This is a genomic window from Cyclonatronum proteinivorum, assembly GCF_003353065.1.
Lineage (GTDB): Bacteria > Bacteroidota > Rhodothermia > Balneolales > Cyclonatronaceae > Cyclonatronum > Cyclonatronum proteinivorum.
This window is the reverse complement of record NZ_CP027806.1, coordinates 1,133,727-1,149,178: the sequence shown is the minus strand read 5'-3', so window position 1 is coordinate 1,149,178 and position 15,452 is coordinate 1,133,727. Positions and strand designations below refer to the sequence as shown.

Below are 15,452 nucleotides of genomic sequence, written 5' to 3'. Positions count from 1 at the left end.
TTTAGTTCTCCGGTTTGATGGTACGATAAAAGTCAGCGAATTTGGATGATACGTCCTGTGGGGCACCCTGAATCTTGGTGCTTTCAATGCCAAGTTGCGTAAAAAGCTCGTCGAATTCCGAGCGAATGTCATTGCCGGTCACAACGTGATCTGAGTAGCTTAGCCCGGCCCTGAGAAAGTCTATTTTGCCGTCAGCACCTATTTTGGACTGATCAACCGTTTCGGGAAGTCCCATTACCGGCAGCGATTCCATATCAAAGAGACCTTCATTTACGGGGCTGTGAAGATTGTAAATCACTTTTGTATCCTTAAAAATGGGCTGATCCGCATAAACGGTTTTCATGTAAACAGGTATAAATCCGGCGGCCCAGTCATGGCAATGTATGATATCCGGCTGCCAGCCAAGTTTTTTAACGGTTTCCAAAACGCCCTTATTGTAGAAAATGAGCCGCTGCAGGTTGTCCGGATAATACTGATCCGTTTTCGGATCCTTAAACATGCCTTTACGCTTAAAGAAAGTGTCGTTATCCAGGAAGTACACCTGAAGTTTTGCATTGGGTATGCTTGCCACTTTAATGCGCATGCTCTCCACATTGCCATCAACTTCAACTTCGATACCTGCAAGTCTGATCACTTCGTGCAGACGGTTACGACGGTCGTGTATAGAGCCGTATTTGGGCAGTAAAATGCGTATTTCAAAGCCTTTATCCTGCAGGGAAGCCGGCAGAAACCGAAGCATATCGGCATTATTGGTAAGGCGTGCAAAAGGTGAAATTTCTGCGGCAGCGTAGAGTATTTTCATAGGGCTGAAATAATGTTACTTGATTACAGGGTGATTAAATTTGCAGCGACACTTTAGCTAAACCTGCACGGTTTGTTGAACGATTCAGGATCGCTTTCCTGTGAATGAGTTGTGAAGCACCGGTTTTCCGCCGGTTCTTGTTAAGGGTTGTTTAAACCTTACCATCACACAGGAGTCAGGGCTTGTAGTGCATTTGAAAACCAAAGGTTTGCCGGCAAACAAAATCAAAAAGGCTTGTTTTGATTAGATCGGAACTGTGCTTGCAGGCTGAAAACCAAACAGTAGCTGTTTGCAGCCCGGCACAAAAAAAGAATCTGCCACCCGTCAGCGGCATGGCAGATTTTGGTTAAGCTTTCAATATAAGGAATTTGACTTATGCGTTAAAGGTCAATTTGCCTCTTCCGGTTCCAGCTCAATCAGGTTGGCGTCGGTGAGACCAAGCTGCGGATCCCGATTGGCAATATTTACCAGGTGCAGAAGAAACCCTTTGTCGATAGCATGCAGCATTTCAGCGGTGAAACGCCAGCCCCAGTTTCCGGTAGCCGTGCCGGGGAAGTTCATGCGGTGCTCGGTTCCCAGACCCATAAGATCCTGAAGCGGAAAGATAGCCATATCTGCATTCGACAGCATGGCCAGGCGAATAAGCTCTTTTTCCGGCTGATCACAGGCTGAACGGGTGTACTCCCGCAAACGGTGCTGTTCAAGGGAGGAAGCCTGCATGTACCAGCCGCGGCTCGTATCGTTATCGTGCGTGCCGGTGTACACCACGCAGTTGCTTGTATCATAGTTGTGCGGCAGGAAACCGTTGCCGGAATTATCATTCCAGGCAAACTGCAGGATTTTCATGCCCGGTAAATTATAGTAGTCGCGCAGCTCTACGACCTCTTTGGTTATCATCCCAAGATCCTCGGCAATAATCGGGAGCTCGCCGAAATGCTTGTAAATGGTATCAAAAAGATCTTTACCGGGACCTTTCACCCAGCGTCCTTTCATTGCGTTGGGCGCGTCGGCCTGCACTTCCCAGTAGGCGTCGAATCCACGGAAATGATCTACGCGAATGGCGTCGGTAAGCACCATCATTTGCTCAAATCGCTTAATCCACCAGGTGTAACCATCGTTTTTAAGCGCCTTCCACTTATATAAGGGGTTGCCCCATAGCTGACCGGTTTCGCTAAAATAATCCGGCGGCACGCCTGCAACAAGCTTGCGGTTGCCCCGCTCATCCACCTCAAAAAATTCGGGGTGTGCCCAAACATCGGCACTGTTGTGATCCACAAAAATGGGGATATCCCCGATTACCTGAATCCGGTTTGCGTTGGCGTATTCACGAACGGCAAGCCACTGATTGTAAAACTCGAACTGCACCCAGCGGTAGTAGCGGATCCGGTCAGACAGTTTCTTTTCCCATGACTTTAGCGCAGATGGCTTACGAAGGGCAATCCCTTCCTCCCAGGTATTCCAGGGACGGAATTCGTGGTGCTCAAGGCAGGCCATAAACAGGCAGTAATCTTTCAGCCAGTAGCTGTTTTTTCGCGCAAATGCGCGCATTTCCTTGCCGCCGTCTTTTCCGTTGGCTTCCTCAAAACGTGCATGTGCTTTTTGAAAAAGCTCATTCTTGCGCTGCATTGCACTGTCGTAGTCGGCCTGCGTGGTTTGCGGCAGGAATGCTTCATGCGCTTCAGCCTGCGTCAGCAAGCCTTTGCTTACCAGCACATCAGGGCTGATCAGATACGGATTTCCGGCAAAAGCCGAATAGCTTGCATAGGGCGAGTTGCCGTAGCCTGTTGGCCCGAGTGGCAAAATCTGCCAGATCGACTGTCTGGTTTCAATCAGGAAGTCGAGAAATAATTTCGCGGCATGTCCCAGATCACCCATCCCGTAGTTGGACGGAAAGGATGTAGGGTGAACCAGCACACCGCTTGCACGATTAAATTTCATAGCGTATGGTTTTTTTGTTCTTTTTTTGAAAGTAGGTTAAAATAAAATTAAATCCCCTCACGGAACCGCCCGCTCTCGGGACTCCTTCCGGAATATTTTTTAAGGAAGAGCGCCCCATCATGCCCCGGACACATCACCCGCAGCTATACTAATGTAGGCCACAACGGACCTGCATACTGCGGGGTGAATCTGAGCATAAAAAAACCTTGCTGCGCGCTACAGGCACAGCAAGGCTGTTAAAGCGGGTTCCTTATTTCACGAGTTTCATCATAACACCGGATAGCGGCGGTACTTCAATTTGGATATGATGGGGCTTGCCATGCCATTCTCCGGGCACAGACTGTACCGTATCGAGACCTTTATTGCTGCCACCATAGTACTCGGAATCCGAGTTGAAGATGGTTTTATAAACGCCGGCTTCCGGCACCCCGAATACATAGCTGCGATGGAAAACAGGCGTGAAGTTGTACACACAGACAATGAATTCTTCCTTGTCCTTTGCCTGCCGGATAAAGGCCAGAATGCTGTTATCCACATCGGAAAAATCAATCCACTCAAAACCGGCCCAGTCAAAGTCCACCTCGTGTAGCGCGCGTTCGGTCTGATAGAGCTTGTTCAGGTCGGCCGTCATCTTCAGAAGACCGCTGTGTTTATCCATGCCCGTAAGCGACCAGTTCAGCTCTTTGGCTTCATTCCACTCGCTCCACTGCCCGAATTCACCGCCCATAAACAGGAGCTTTTTGCCGGGGTGTCCCATCATATAGGTGTAGAGCGCGCGGAGATTGGCAAACTTCTGCCAGACATCGCCGGGCATTTTATCCAGCATGGAGCGCTTCATGTGAACGACCTCATCATGGCTGAACGGCAGCACGAAGTTCTCCGTGAAGGCATAGATGAAGGAGAACGTGAGCTGATTGTGATGATAGCGCCTGTAGATCGGATCTGTCTCGAAATACTTCAGCGTGTCGTTCATCCAGCCCATGTTCCATTTGTAGTCGAAGCCCAAACCGCCCACATAGGTGGGTTTAGAGACCAGCGGCCAGGATGTCGATTCCTCGGCCAGCGTAATCACACCGGGAAATTCCTGATGAACGACTTCATTGAAGCGCTTCAGGAAATCAATAGCTTCCAGGTTTTCACGACCGCCGTATTTGTTGGGTACCCACTGTCCTTCCTCACGGGAATAATCCAGATACAGCATGGAAGCCACCGCGTCCACGCGCAATCCGTCGATGTGATACTTGTCAATCCAGAAGACCGCGTTGGAAATCAGGAAATTTTTGACCTCACTGCGGCCGAAGTTGAAAATCTTGGTCCCCCAGTCTTTGTGCTCCCCCTGACGCGGATCCTCATGCTCATACAAGGCCGTGCCGTCGAACTGACGCAAACCGTGATCATCCTTGGTGAAGTGCGCCGGTACCCAGTCGAGAATAACGCCGATGTCGTTTTTGTGGCATTCATTCACAAAGAATGCAAAATCTTCCGGGCTGCCGAAACGGCTGGTCGGCGCATAATACCCGGTAACCTGATAGCCCCAGGAAGGATCGTAGGGGTGCTCAGAAATTGGTAGTAACTCAATATGCGTGTAGCCCAGATCCTTCACGTAGGGGATGAGCGACTCAGCCAGCTCGCGGTAGGTGTAAAACTCATTCGTACTTAAATGCCGCTTCCACGAACCCAGGTGAACTTCATAAATGCTCATGGGCTTTTCAAAACGCTGATCGCGGGCCTTCACCCATTCGTCATCATCCCAGCTGAATCCGGAAATATCCGAAACAATGGAAGCTGTTTTAGGTCGCTTTTCGGAAGCGAATCCGTAAGGATCGGCCTTCAGAAACGGAAGCGGGTTGCCCTGTGCCTTTATCTCATACTTATAAACAGCACCTGATTCCATAGCGGGCACAAACAGCTCCCACAAACCCTGATCAAATAGCTTACGCATGGGGTACAGGCGGCCGTCCCAGTTATTGAACGGTCCCACCACACTCACACGGCTGGCGGAAGGAGCGCAGACCACAAAGTGCACGCCCTGTACGCCGTCCACCTCTTTCACGTGTGCGCCAAGCACTTCATACGCGCGGCTGTGATTGCCCTCGCCCCAAAGCTGAAGGTCAAAATCACTGATCAGGCTACCAAAACGGTACGCATCTTCGACCACTTCCGTATTTCCGCCCGGCCAGCTAAGCTCCAGCTGATAGGCAAACCTGTTTTTGCAGCGCGGAAAAAACAGCTCATACAAACCATCATCGGCAATTTTATCCATGCTGTGACGCTTGTTCTTCGCGCGCTCAATCAGCACAACCGATTCTGTACCAGGCTTGAAAACCCTTACAAGTAAACCCTTTTTTTTTCCCTGTACGGCTTCATGAAATCCCAAAAATGAAAACGGGTTGCCGTGATTCCCGTAGATTAAGGCATTCGCCTCGTCTGTGTTGGTGAACTTGCTTTCCAATTTGAATATGTTTTTGTGTATAAAATATGTAACCTATAAAATACGAATTTAGCCTGAATTCCTTTAGGGCTAATTTATGGCGGCATAAGCCGTTTTGGTAAACCCGTACGCTTCCGAAACAGCGTTTTTCCCCGGCGCAGCCTTTCCCCGTGTTCATCACCTTTTTATCCCCCCGACTTTTCCATCCCGAATGAAGGCCACCTCCCTCATTGCCCGACGCTACCTGTTCTCCAAAAAGAAAATCTCCCTCGTTTCCGTGCTCACACTCATCAGCATTTCGGGGGTTACGCTGGGCACCGCGCTACTCATCATTGTGCTGTCGGTATTCAACGGTTTTTTTGACCTGGTGAAAGGATGGATGATGGCGCAGGATCCCGATATCCGGATTGAATCCGCCACCGGCAGGTCGCTCACCTGGGATGACCATCACCGTGAAGCCCTTGCCGGCATTCCGGAAATTCAGGTCGTTTCCCCATTTGTGGAAGGCAAAGCGCTCGTCGCCCTGCGTGGCGGGGACTTCAAAGTTGCCCGCATACGGGGTGTCGAAACCGAAGCCTTCAGCCGCATGTTCGAACTCGAAACCTTTTTCCCGGACGGCCCTTTCGACCTCGGCATAAGCAACAGGCGGCCCGGTGTGCTCATGAGCCGGCAAAAACGCTCCCGACTCGGCCTCGATTACGGCGGCGACCTCCGCCTCACCAGCGCCGAATCCATTCAGCGAAGCCTCACACAGTTTTCCGGACCGCGCAACTTCACCTTCGATGTACGCGGCACCTATCAGCTCATTCAGCCGCAGGACGACGCCCCCATGTTCATCGAAATGGCCGCCGCACAGCGCCTGTTCAACATGCGCGGCGCCATCAGCGGGGTTGACCTGCAGCTTGCCGACTACCGGCAGGCCGACGCCGTCAAAGCCCGCCTCGAAGCCGCCCTCGGCCCGGACTACAGCGTCCGCACCTGGTTCGACCTGCAGCGCGCCCTCTACGACGTGATGAACCTCGAAAAGTGGGGCGCCTACATCATCCTTATGATAATCGTGCTCGTAGCCGTGCTCAACATTGTGGGCTCGCTCACCATGATCGTCATCCAAAAAACCAAAGACATCGCCATGCTGCGTAGCATAGGCTTCACCCCGGCTGATATCCGCGCCATCTTCCTCAAACAGGGCCTTATCATCGGCCTCATCGGCTGCGGACTCGGCGGCACTGTTGGCGTCACCCTCACCCTGTTACAGGAGCGCTTTGGCATGGTCAAAATGTTCGGTGCCGAGTCCTTCGTAATCGACGCCTACCCGGTCGTACTTGCCTACAGCGACCTCGCCCTCGTGCTCACCGGAAGCCTCCTCCTCTGCCTCATTGCCAGCCTCTACCCCGCAAAACGCGCCTCCCAAATCGAAATCGCCGACGGACTCCGCTACGAATAGCGTCCCGTTTTTTTTGGGGGAAACTCCGTGAGGATCAGGGGTGCAAAGCTGGTTCAGGGCATACCAAATCGGTCTCAGGGCGCCTTGCTTTTTTTTCAGTATGTCAGTGTTTCGGTTTCAGAATATGGCACTGATTTTATTTTGGATATAAATGCCATCCTGTTACAGGTGCTCAGGTTTACACGGGCGAACTCCTCGCCTGATGGTGAGCGGTCTTCCCTCCATTAAACAAACCGCGTTTCCTGATCGCGTGAGCTGCACGGGTGCTGTCAGCTTTCGTTGTACACGTCCGGCAGATCGTTTTCGAGCAGGACCACATCTCCCGGCTGTTTGGTGGCATTCATATAATCGCGCGCATCGAAAAAGGATTCAAAAACTTTGATCTTGTCTTCTGCATAGCCGGCTTCCGTTAAACCCTCATAAATCGGACGGGTACGCTTCGGCCCGACGAGATACACCCCCTCAATGCCCGATTCCCCTATATGCCGGCCAAAGGCGCGGTTTTCGGCTTCCTCCTCCTCCCCCAGCTCAACCATACCCGGCGTAATGATGAACCGCCGTCCGTCCATAAACTGCGCGAGCACATCAACCGCATTTTTGGCCCCAATGGGATTTGAGTTGAAGGCATCATCAATAATGGTGATGTCGCCCGCGGGTTTGAGCTCAAGACGGTGCTCGACCGGTTCAATACGTGCGGCAGCCAGCGCCATGGTTTGCAGCCGGAGACCAAAATGGTGCCCTACCCCAAACGCCAGCATAAGATTGCGGATCGTATGCTCACCCAGCAGGCGGGTTGTGACGGTCGCGCTTTCTCCGGTTTCCTTCAGGGTAAGGGTGAAGGTGCAGCCTTCGCGCCCGTAACGCACATCATCCACCACAAAAATCCCGGATTCAAGTCCGGCAGGGATCACCGTCGTGCTTTGCCGCCGCGGCATGCCCATCACCAGCGGATCATCCGAGTTCAGCACAGCGGTAGCGTCAGGGCGGCTGTTGAGCAGCAGCTCGCCCTTTGTTTTGGCAATGATTTCCTGCGAGCCAAAGCTCTCAAGGTGCGCCTTGCCGACATTGGAAATCACCGCAATGTGCGGACTCGCAATATCACACAGCTCCTTAATATTCCCCCGGTGCCGGGCACCCATTTCCAGCACCAGCACCTGATGATGGGCTTCAAGATCGCCGTTAATCACCTTGCAGATTCCCATAGGCGTATTAAAACTGCCCGGCGTTGCACATACGCTGAAGCGTTCTTCGAGCAGGGTTTTGATCATGAATTTAACCGACGTTTTGCCGTAACTGCCCGTAATCCCGATGATTCTTAGATCGCGCATTTGCGCCAGTTTTTGCCGTGCCTTGTGCTTAAAGCCTTCCTGAATGCGGTTTTCCACCGGCTTCATCAGCGACGCGGCAAACAGCACAAAAAGCGGGGTCAGCATATCAGCCAGCACCCAAACGAGTGCGAGAATGGTCACATCCGGCAGCAGAACCCGGAACTGCCAGGCAGGCAGGCTTCCGGCAAGTACAAGTACTACATACAATACTGCAACGGTTGCAAAGAGCCGCTTCAGTCGCGGTGTAAAAACCAGCGGCTTCTTCGGACGCTGCGCGCGGATGTAAGCCGTAGGCAGAAAAAAGCCAATCCCGAAAATGCTAACCAACAGCGCGTAGGCCGTAACCGTAAAGCGCGATTCCACAAAACTGAGCAGAAACAGCGGCACGGCAAACAGGTGCGCCGTTACCACAAAAGCCCCCAGCTGATTTCCCTTAATGTACTTCCAGTATTCCGGCATTTTGTATCCGAGTTGCTGGAAAACATGCAGGAAATGTTTGGCCCGCATGAAGCTGTGCCGAAGCACAACCATTAAAAACGCAAAAATGAGAAGCTCTACAAAGATGAAATAGATCAAAAGGAGAATCGGTTGGGTGTATTCCGGGTGTCAAAAATCAGGCGTTCGAACCTGCCAACCCGCACAGGCAGCGTATCGTTGCCGGGTGCTGATGGGGCCTGCGGGATTGCATTCGCGAAAGATAGCAACATCCGCTATCTTTCGGCGCATTTATAAACCGCCATTCAAATCCTCCAATGAAGCTTATTATACCTATGGCGGGCCGCGGCACCCGGCTGCGCCCGCACACGCATACCACGCCCAAACCCTTGCTCCCTATCGCCGGCACCATGATGGTTGAGCGTATTGTGAAGACCTTTAGCGAAACCCTTGAAAAACCCATTGAAGAAATTGCCTTCGTTTTGGGCGATTTTGGCGCTGCCGTAGAGCAGCAGCTGCGCGACATGGCACAGCGGTTTAATGCCAAAGGCAGTATTTATTATCAGCACCAGGCCCTTGGCACCGCACATGCCGTTTACTGCGCAAAAGACTCCATGCAGGGCGAAGTCATCGTCGCCTTCGCCGACACCCTCTTCAACACAGACGGCATTGTTCGGGTCGAAGAAGCCGACGCCGCCATTTGGCTCAAGGAAGTGGAAAACTACCAGAGCTTCGGCGTTGCGCTCATGGAAGAAGGGCGTATCACCGGCTTTGTGGAAAAGCCCCAGGAGCCGGTTTCAAAACACGCCATTATAGGGGTATACTATTTTAAGGAAGGGGAAGGCCTGCGGGACGAACTCATCAACATTGTCGAAAACGACCTCAAGAGTCCGCGGGGTGAATATGAACTCACCGACGCCATTGAAGCCCTTTTGTCGCAGGGCAAAGTTTTCCGTCCCGCTACGGTGCAGGAGTGGCTCGACTGCGGCACCATCCAAAACTGGCTCGACACCACCTTTCATGTCCTCAAAACCAGCGCAACAGATCCCGAAACTGTACAACACAGCGGCTGCACCATCCATGAGCCGGTTTTCATAGGCCCGGATGTCGTCCTCGAAAACAGCACCATAGGACCCAACGCCGTGATTGAACGGGGAGCTGTTGTGCGCAACAGTACGATTCAGAACAGTATCCTCAACGAACAGGCACAGGCAGAGCAGGTTTCCCTCAACAACAGCTCTGTGGGTGTACTGGCGAAAGTCAAAGACTTTAATGGAAGCCTGCACATCGGAGACCATTCACTGGTAGGTTTCGCTTAACTTTTCACACGAAATATTTTATCCATGGGCTTATTCGAATTCATCTTCCTTCTTCTCGTTGCCGGCGTATGCGGCTCCATCGGTCAGTCCATTGCCGGCACATCCAAGGGCGGTTGCGTAGTGTCGATCGTACTCGGATTCATCGGCGCGCTGATCGGCTCATGGATGAGCCGGACGCTCAACCTGCCGGAACTGTTCACCTTCACCATTGGGGGCGAATCGTTTCCGGTCATCTGGTCCATCATCGGTTCCGTTGTTTTTGTCACGATCCTGAGCCTCCTCACCGGTAAAAAATAATTCACATGTCACTCCTCCCCAACATTTCCGCTTTTCTTGAAAAAGCTGCCGCAGCACATTTTCCTGCCGGCGACCGCAAAGCCCATTTAGACGACGAAATTGCACGCATACGGGAAGCCATGCGTCATGAGCCGAAGCCATCCTTCGTATTTGTGTGCACGCACAATTCCCGGCGCAGCCATTTCGCTCGGGTCTGGGCGGAAGTCGTACAGTATCAGCTTACGGAAGGCTCCCTGCCCTACCGGATGGAATCCGCCGGCACTGAAGTCACGGCCTGCAACCCCCGCACGGTCGCTTCACTGTCCCGCTGCGGCTTTGACATCGCGGAGCCGGGTGATGGTGAAAATCCGCGCTACCGCTGCCGTTACGCAGATGTGGATACAGTCCCTCCCATGCAGCTCTGGTCGAAAACCCTTGACGATCCCGCCATCACCCAACCACTGATTGCGGTGATGACCTGTTCCGACGCCGATCAGAATTGCCCGATTGTGCCCGGTGCGCTCGTCCGTGCCCGTGTCACCTACGATGACCCCAAAACCAGTGATGACAGCCCCGCAGAAGCCCAAACCTACGATACCCGCTCCGCTCAGATTGCCGGGGAAATGCACTATATCTTCTCCCGCCTGCACCGCTGAGCTGAATGATGTACCCCTGCACATTGTTGGCGCAGTAGTCTCTCACAGGAGACCTAATTCATCACCCTAAAACCGGCGAATATGAAAGAATACGCGTTCATCCTGTTGCTCCTTGCGCTTTTTGCCATCCTTTGGTTTGCCTTTGGCGCGCGTGCACAGGACCGCACATTTGCCAACCCTACTTACACCAATACCCCGGCACACATGATTCCCGAGCACGCAGAAAAAGCGACCTTCGGCGGCGGCTGTTTTTGGTGCGTTGAAGCTGTTTTTCAGCGGGTAAACGGCGTCTATGCCGTTGTATCCGGCTATGCAGGCGGACACGTACCCGATCCCACCTACCGTCAGGTCATCACCGGCACAACCGGACATGCAGAAGTGATTCAGGTCACCTTCGATCCCAACGAAGTCCGCTATGAAGAACTTCTGGAAATTTTCTTCCGCACCCACGATCCCACAACCCTCAACCGGCAGGGAAACGATATAGGCCCGCAGTACCGCTCCATCGTTTTATATGAAAGCGACGCACAGCGCGACTCGGCTGAGCAGGTGAAAGCAAGACTCGATACAGCTGAAATCTGGCCCAACCCCATCGTTACCGAAATTGTACCACTTGATGTTTTTTATGAAGCGGAAGAGTACCATCAGAACTACTTCAACCGGAATCCGGATCAGGCTTATTGTCAGGTTGTGATCGTACCAAAACTCCGGAAATTCGAGCGCCTTTTCGATGAGCGCTTTGGCCGCTAAGGCTTCCCTTATGATTTTCAGCGGAATCAATAAAAAATGTTTCCGTATTCGTCAATTCTGACGATTTTTCCTTATTTATGAAGCATTCATGCAGTTTCTTGCCTACGCAGCTGCAGAATGCTTTTTTTTTGCGTTTCACTTCACTTCATTACGCTGCGTCGTTCACCAATCGTCTGTCTTGCCTCCTGTCTCATCATTCGCAGACAGGTCCGGGTGAGCAGACCCGGAGAGCGCAGGTAATGGTTTCATCCAACCCAGAATCAAACCTAAATTTTATGATGTTTCTTTTCAAACATCCACTCTCGTGGCTTAGCGCCCTCACTGTAATGGTGCTGTTATCTGTACAAACAAATGTACAGGCGCAGCAGCCTATGACACCTATGCAGTTAGCCATGATGGAAAATGTCGGTGCTGTCGTCATTTCCTCTGAAGGCACGCATGTGGCGTTCACCAAAGTGGTACCGGCTGATCCCCGCACAGATAACAGCCCGTCATCCGTAGAGCTTCACTACATGAATCTGATGAACGGCGAAGTGCGTCAGGTCCCCCTCGACCGCAACCCCGGCGGACTTGCAGCCCGCCCGACGCTTGATTCTTTCACCTTTGTCACCCGCATGGATGACGATGAGTTCAACGCGGTATACGAGCTGAATCCGCTTACGGGCGAAGTACGTCAGCTCTTTATGCACACGTCAAATATGCTCGGATACGTATGGGACGACCGCGGCCGCCGTCTCGCTTTTTTCGCCAATGAAGAAATGGACCTGCCCGAAAATCCCCTTCCCTACGAGCCTATTTATTTTGAAGAAAACCGTCCGCAGCGCCTTGCGCATGTGGTAGACCTTCAGGCCTCAAACCGTCAGGTTGTTGACCTTGGGGTTACCGGATCGTACTACATTTTGAGTTTTGCACCGGGTGGCGCGCAGATTGCGGCCTCCATTGCTCCGACACCTGAAGTGGATGATGAGCTCATGTTTCAGGTCGTTCACGTGTTCGACAGCAACACCGGTGCCCTTCAGGCCCGCATTGATAATGCCGGTAAAATCGGTCAGATTGAGTGGAGCCCTAACGGCGAGCGTCTTGCTCTGCGTGCCGGAAATTCCATCAATGACCCCATCGATGGCCGTATCATGGTCGTAAGCGCCGAAGGCGGCACGCCTGAAAACATCAATCCGGACTTTTTAGGCAAGTACGAGCAGATCAAATGGACTGCCGACGACACCATTCACTTCCTTGCAAGTGAAGGCGTTTGGAGCAGCTTTGGTACCATCGCCCCGGACGGCAGCAACAAAGAGCGGCTGATCGATCTCGGCGGCCCGATCAAGCGCAGTTTTTCTGTTTCTGATAACGGACATATAGCCTTTGCGGTAGATACCCCGGAACATCCGCGGGAAGCCTACCTCCTGCGCCGTGGCAGTGATGAGCTCGAGCGCCTCACCACAACCAACCCGTGGCTGTCTGAAGTTGCCATGGGCGTTCAGGAACTGATCACCTATCCTGCCCGCGACGGTCGCATGATTGAAGGCCTTCTGATCCGTCCGTTCAACGAGAATGAAGCCGAGCGCTACCCGCTCATCACCGTTATTCATGGCGGTCCGGAAGCCCACTACAGCAATGGCTGGCTCACCGGCTACTCCCTGCCGGGTCAGCTGATGGCGGCACGCGGCTACGCCGTCTTTTATCCCAACTACCGCGGCAGCACAGGGCGCGGCCTTGAATTCATCAAATCATCCCAAAGTGACCTTGCCGGCGCCGAGTTCGATGATGTGGTGGATGGCGTGGACTACCTGATTGAAAGCGGCCTCGTTGACGAAGGCCGTGTGGGCGCAACCGGCGGCTCCTACGGCGGCTACGGTACAGCCTGGATGAGTACCTACTACTCTGACCGCTTCGCTGCAGGCGTAATGTTCGTGGGCATTAGCAACAATATTTCGAAGTGGGGCACAAGCGACATCCCCGAAGAACTGTATCTCGTACATTCGCGCAAGCGACTTTGGGACTACTGGGAAGGCAACCTCCGCCGCAGCCCCATTTACTATGTTGACAGAACCGAGACCCCGCTCCTGATTATGCACGGCGCAGAAGATACGCGTGTGCACCCGGCGCAGTCGCTCGAGCTCTACCGCCACATCAAGGTTCGTAAGCCGGAAGTACCGCTCCGCCTCGTGCTGTACCCGAATGAAGGTCACGGCAACGTTCGCGCAACTTCACGCCTCGATTACAACCTGCGCATGATTCGCTGGTTCGATACCTACCTGAAAGGCGACGCCAATCAGCCGGTACCGCCAACACACCTCAACTTCAGCGACTTCGGCATTACCTTCGACTGATTTTTAATGTGAAGTCTGATGAAGTCTGAACGGGCTTCAGGTTTTTGACAAGGCAGCTTCTCCGCAAACAGAGAAGCTGCCTTTTTTTGTGGGATGTTTTTGGGGACATTTTTTTGAGAATTCGATGATTCAGGGATTCAGGGATTCAGGGATTCGGGGATTCGGGGATTCGGGAAACATTTTTTGAGAGACCGTCACCGCAAATGTCCGATGCCACAGTCCGGTTTCATTCCGAACCCTTCTTGTTTAGGTGGGAGATAGTTGTTGGCACGAAGGCTTGAACCGTTCGAAGCATTCACACAGGGCAACGTACCCATTTCCAGCTATTCCTGCCCTATAGGGGCAGCATATGGGTAGAAAAATTGGACGTCCCCATCAATATCAGCGTGCCGTAGGTACGCCCTGTGCCTGAAGGTGTTTGCGGATGGCACGGAACGCCGGGGCTGGGGCTCCGGCCGTTGCACCTTGCATGGGTTTATCACGGGCTGTACGCCCGGCCCCGCGGGCGTGCCTGCGGCACGCGCGGAAAAATGGGGTGGGTGGCATGCTTTTGCTATAAACATATCACTCCTTCGGAGTGGGTGCCGGAAGCAATCACCGTGCAGAAGATGAATTACAACGCCCATCTTGTTCATCCTGCAAATCATAAAATCCTGTTCAAAAACACGAAACCCGGATTATGAGCAACGAAAATAAAGGGGCTTTCTCAGGTGGTAATCGCAGTTTTTGGGGTCGTAGGGAAAAACACCATGCCAGGTTTGCTACGGGCTGTACGCCCGAACCCGCGGGCGTGCCTGCGGCACGCGCGGGGAGATTTATTCGGGGTGACTGCGGGTTTCTATGAAGACGACACCGCTACGCGGCTTGGGTTACGGGCAGATCAAATACCGTGACCGTTATTCGCACGACTTATAGTAGTTGGCGGCTGGTACGCGATCACCCTTTCGAAACATTCGCACAGGGCAACGTGCCCATTTCCAGCTACCCCTGCCCTGTAGGGGCAGCATGTGGGTAGAAAAATTGGACGCCCCCATCAATATCAGCGTGCCGGAGGTACGCCCTGTGCCTGAAGGTGTTTGCGGATGGCACGGAACGCCGGGTCTGGGGCTCCGGCCGTTGCACCTTGCATGGGTTTGTCACGGGCTATACGCCCGGCCCCGCGGGCGCGCCTACGGCACGCGCGGGAAAATGGGGTGGGTGGCAAGCTTTTGCTATAAACATATCACTCCTTCGGAGTGGGTGCCGGAAGCAATCACCGTGCAGAAGATGAATTACAACGCCCATCTTGTTCATCCTGCAAATCATAAAAATCCTGTTCAAAAACACGAAATCCGGATTATGAGCAACGAAAATAAAGGGGCTTTCTCAGGTGGTAATCGCAGTTTTTGGGGTCGTAGGGAAAAACACCTTGCACGGGTTTGCTACGGGCTGTACGCCCGACCCCGCGGGCGCGCCTGCGGCGCGCGCGGGGAGATTTATTCGGGGTGACTGCGGGTTTCTATGAAGACGACACCGCTACGCGGCTTGGGTTCCCGGCTGTTTCAAGATCATGGCATGCCGATTTCGCGGATTGCACGCAACCAACCGTGCGCAACGTGTTGTGCATGGAGTTCACCCTGAAAATACGAATCCCTGATTTGCTCTTGCTTTTGGAATCCGAGTTTGGCGTATAAAAAAAGCCCCGCCGGAAATCCGACGGGGCTTTGGGTCAATCTACCTTTAAAAACAGAATAAAATCTGTCT

10 protein-coding genes and 1 pseudogene are annotated in these 15,452 nt (G+C 52.9%); 7 read left to right on the top strand and 4 right to left on the bottom strand.

The features are described from left to right. Nucleotide 1: 1 nt before the first annotated feature. From CYPRO_RS04555 to glgB, 3 genes and pseudogenes are all read right to left on the bottom strand, one after another. Nucleotides 2-802 carry a glycogen/starch synthase gene (locus CYPRO_RS04555; protein ID WP_114983489.1) on the bottom strand — a complete coding sequence of 267 codons (801 nt, stop codon included), beginning with the start codon at nt 800-802 and terminating at the stop codon, nt 2-4. Between the two features lie 387 nt (nt 803-1,189). Next, a pseudogene (malQ, locus tag CYPRO_RS04550) lies at nt 1,190-2,752 on the bottom strand (4-alpha-glucanotransferase); the annotation flags it as partial. Nucleotides 2,753-2,990: 238 nt separating this feature from the next. Further along, nucleotides 2,991-5,192, bottom strand: coding sequence for a 1,4-alpha-glucan branching protein GlgB (gene glgB, locus CYPRO_RS04545; protein ID WP_114983487.1), 2,202 nt, complete (start codon nt 5,190-5,192; stop codon nt 2,991-2,993). A 190-nt stretch (nt 5,193-5,382) separates the two neighbouring features. Here glgB and CYPRO_RS04540 point away from each other — a divergent pair, with 190 nt between their 5' ends. Further along, on the top strand, nt 5,383-6,615 hold the full coding sequence (locus tag CYPRO_RS04540; RefSeq protein ID WP_114985699.1) for an FtsX-like permease family protein: 1,233 nt from the start codon (nt 5,383-5,385) through the stop codon (nt 6,613-6,615). Between the two features lie 269 nt (nt 6,616-6,884). Here the strand turns inward: CYPRO_RS04540 and CYPRO_RS04535 are convergent, their stop codons facing one another. Then, on the bottom strand, nt 6,885-8,519 hold the full coding sequence (locus CYPRO_RS04535) for a UDP-N-acetylmuramoyl-tripeptide--D-alanyl-D-alanine ligase (RefSeq protein WP_240644834.1): 1,635 nt from the start codon (nt 8,517-8,519) through the stop codon (nt 6,885-6,887). Nucleotides 8,520-8,695: 176 nt separating this feature from the next. Between CYPRO_RS04535 and CYPRO_RS04530 the strand changes: the two genes are divergently transcribed. The 6 genes from CYPRO_RS04530 to CYPRO_RS16410 all read left to right on the top strand — a co-directional run bounded on the left by CYPRO_RS04530 (nt 8,696) and on the right by CYPRO_RS16410 (nt 15,382). Then, the gene (locus CYPRO_RS04530) at nt 8,696-9,697 is read left to right on the top strand and encodes a sugar phosphate nucleotidyltransferase (RefSeq protein WP_114983486.1); all 1,002 of its coding nucleotides are present in this window, start codon (nt 8,696-8,698) and stop codon (nt 9,695-9,697) included. Nucleotides 9,698-9,721: 24 nt separating this feature from the next. Next, a complete protein-coding gene (locus tag CYPRO_RS04525; protein WP_114983485.1) occupies nt 9,722-9,994 on the top strand; it encodes a GlsB/YeaQ/YmgE family stress response membrane protein in 273 nt (90 codons plus the stop codon). Between the two features lie 5 nt (nt 9,995-9,999). Then, on the top strand, nt 10,000-10,629 hold the full coding sequence (locus CYPRO_RS04520) for a low molecular weight phosphatase family protein (protein ID WP_114983484.1): 630 nt from the start codon (nt 10,000-10,002) through the stop codon (nt 10,627-10,629). A gap of 81 nt (nt 10,630-10,710) precedes the next feature. Beyond that, nucleotides 10,711-11,379, top strand: coding sequence for a peptide-methionine (S)-S-oxide reductase MsrA (gene msrA / locus CYPRO_RS04515; RefSeq protein ID WP_114983483.1), 669 nt, complete (start codon nt 10,711-10,713; stop codon nt 11,377-11,379). A gap of 275 nt (nt 11,380-11,654) precedes the next feature. Next, nucleotides 11,655-13,709 (top strand): S9 family peptidase, encoded by a 2,055-nt coding sequence (locus tag CYPRO_RS04510; protein WP_164682533.1) that lies wholly within the window; start codon nt 11,655-11,657, stop codon nt 13,707-13,709. 1,418 nt (nt 13,710-15,127) lie between these two features. Continuing rightward, nucleotides 15,128-15,382, top strand: a complete 255-nt coding sequence (locus tag CYPRO_RS16410) for a hypothetical protein (RefSeq protein WP_124245521.1) — start codon at nt 15,128-15,130, stop codon at nt 15,380-15,382. Nucleotides 15,383-15,452: the final 70 nt, after the last annotated feature.

Excerpts from the sequence above, each read along its gene's own strand:
- CYPRO_RS04555 (WP_114983489.1), bottom strand. The coding sequence starts at position 802 with ATGAAAATACTCTACGCTGCCGCAGAAATTTCACCTTTTGCACGCCTT.
- CYPRO_RS04540 (WP_114985699.1), top strand. The coding sequence starts at position 5,383 with ATGAAGGCCACCTCCCTCATTGCCCGACGCTACCTGTTCTCCAAAAAG.
- CYPRO_RS04530 (WP_114983486.1), top strand. The coding sequence starts at position 8,696 with ATGAAGCTTATTATACCTATGGCGGGCCGCGGCACCCGGCTGCGCCCG.
- CYPRO_RS04525 (WP_114983485.1), top strand. The coding sequence starts at position 9,722 with ATGGGCTTATTCGAATTCATCTTCCTTCTTCTCGTTGCCGGCGTATGC.
- CYPRO_RS04520 (WP_114983484.1), top strand. The coding sequence starts at position 10,000 with ATGTCACTCCTCCCCAACATTTCCGCTTTTCTTGAAAAAGCTGCCGCA.
- msrA (WP_114983483.1), top strand. The coding sequence starts at position 10,711 with ATGAAAGAATACGCGTTCATCCTGTTGCTCCTTGCGCTTTTTGCCATC.
- CYPRO_RS04510 (WP_164682533.1), top strand. The coding sequence starts at position 11,655 with ATGATGTTTCTTTTCAAACATCCACTCTCGTGGCTTAGCGCCCTCACT.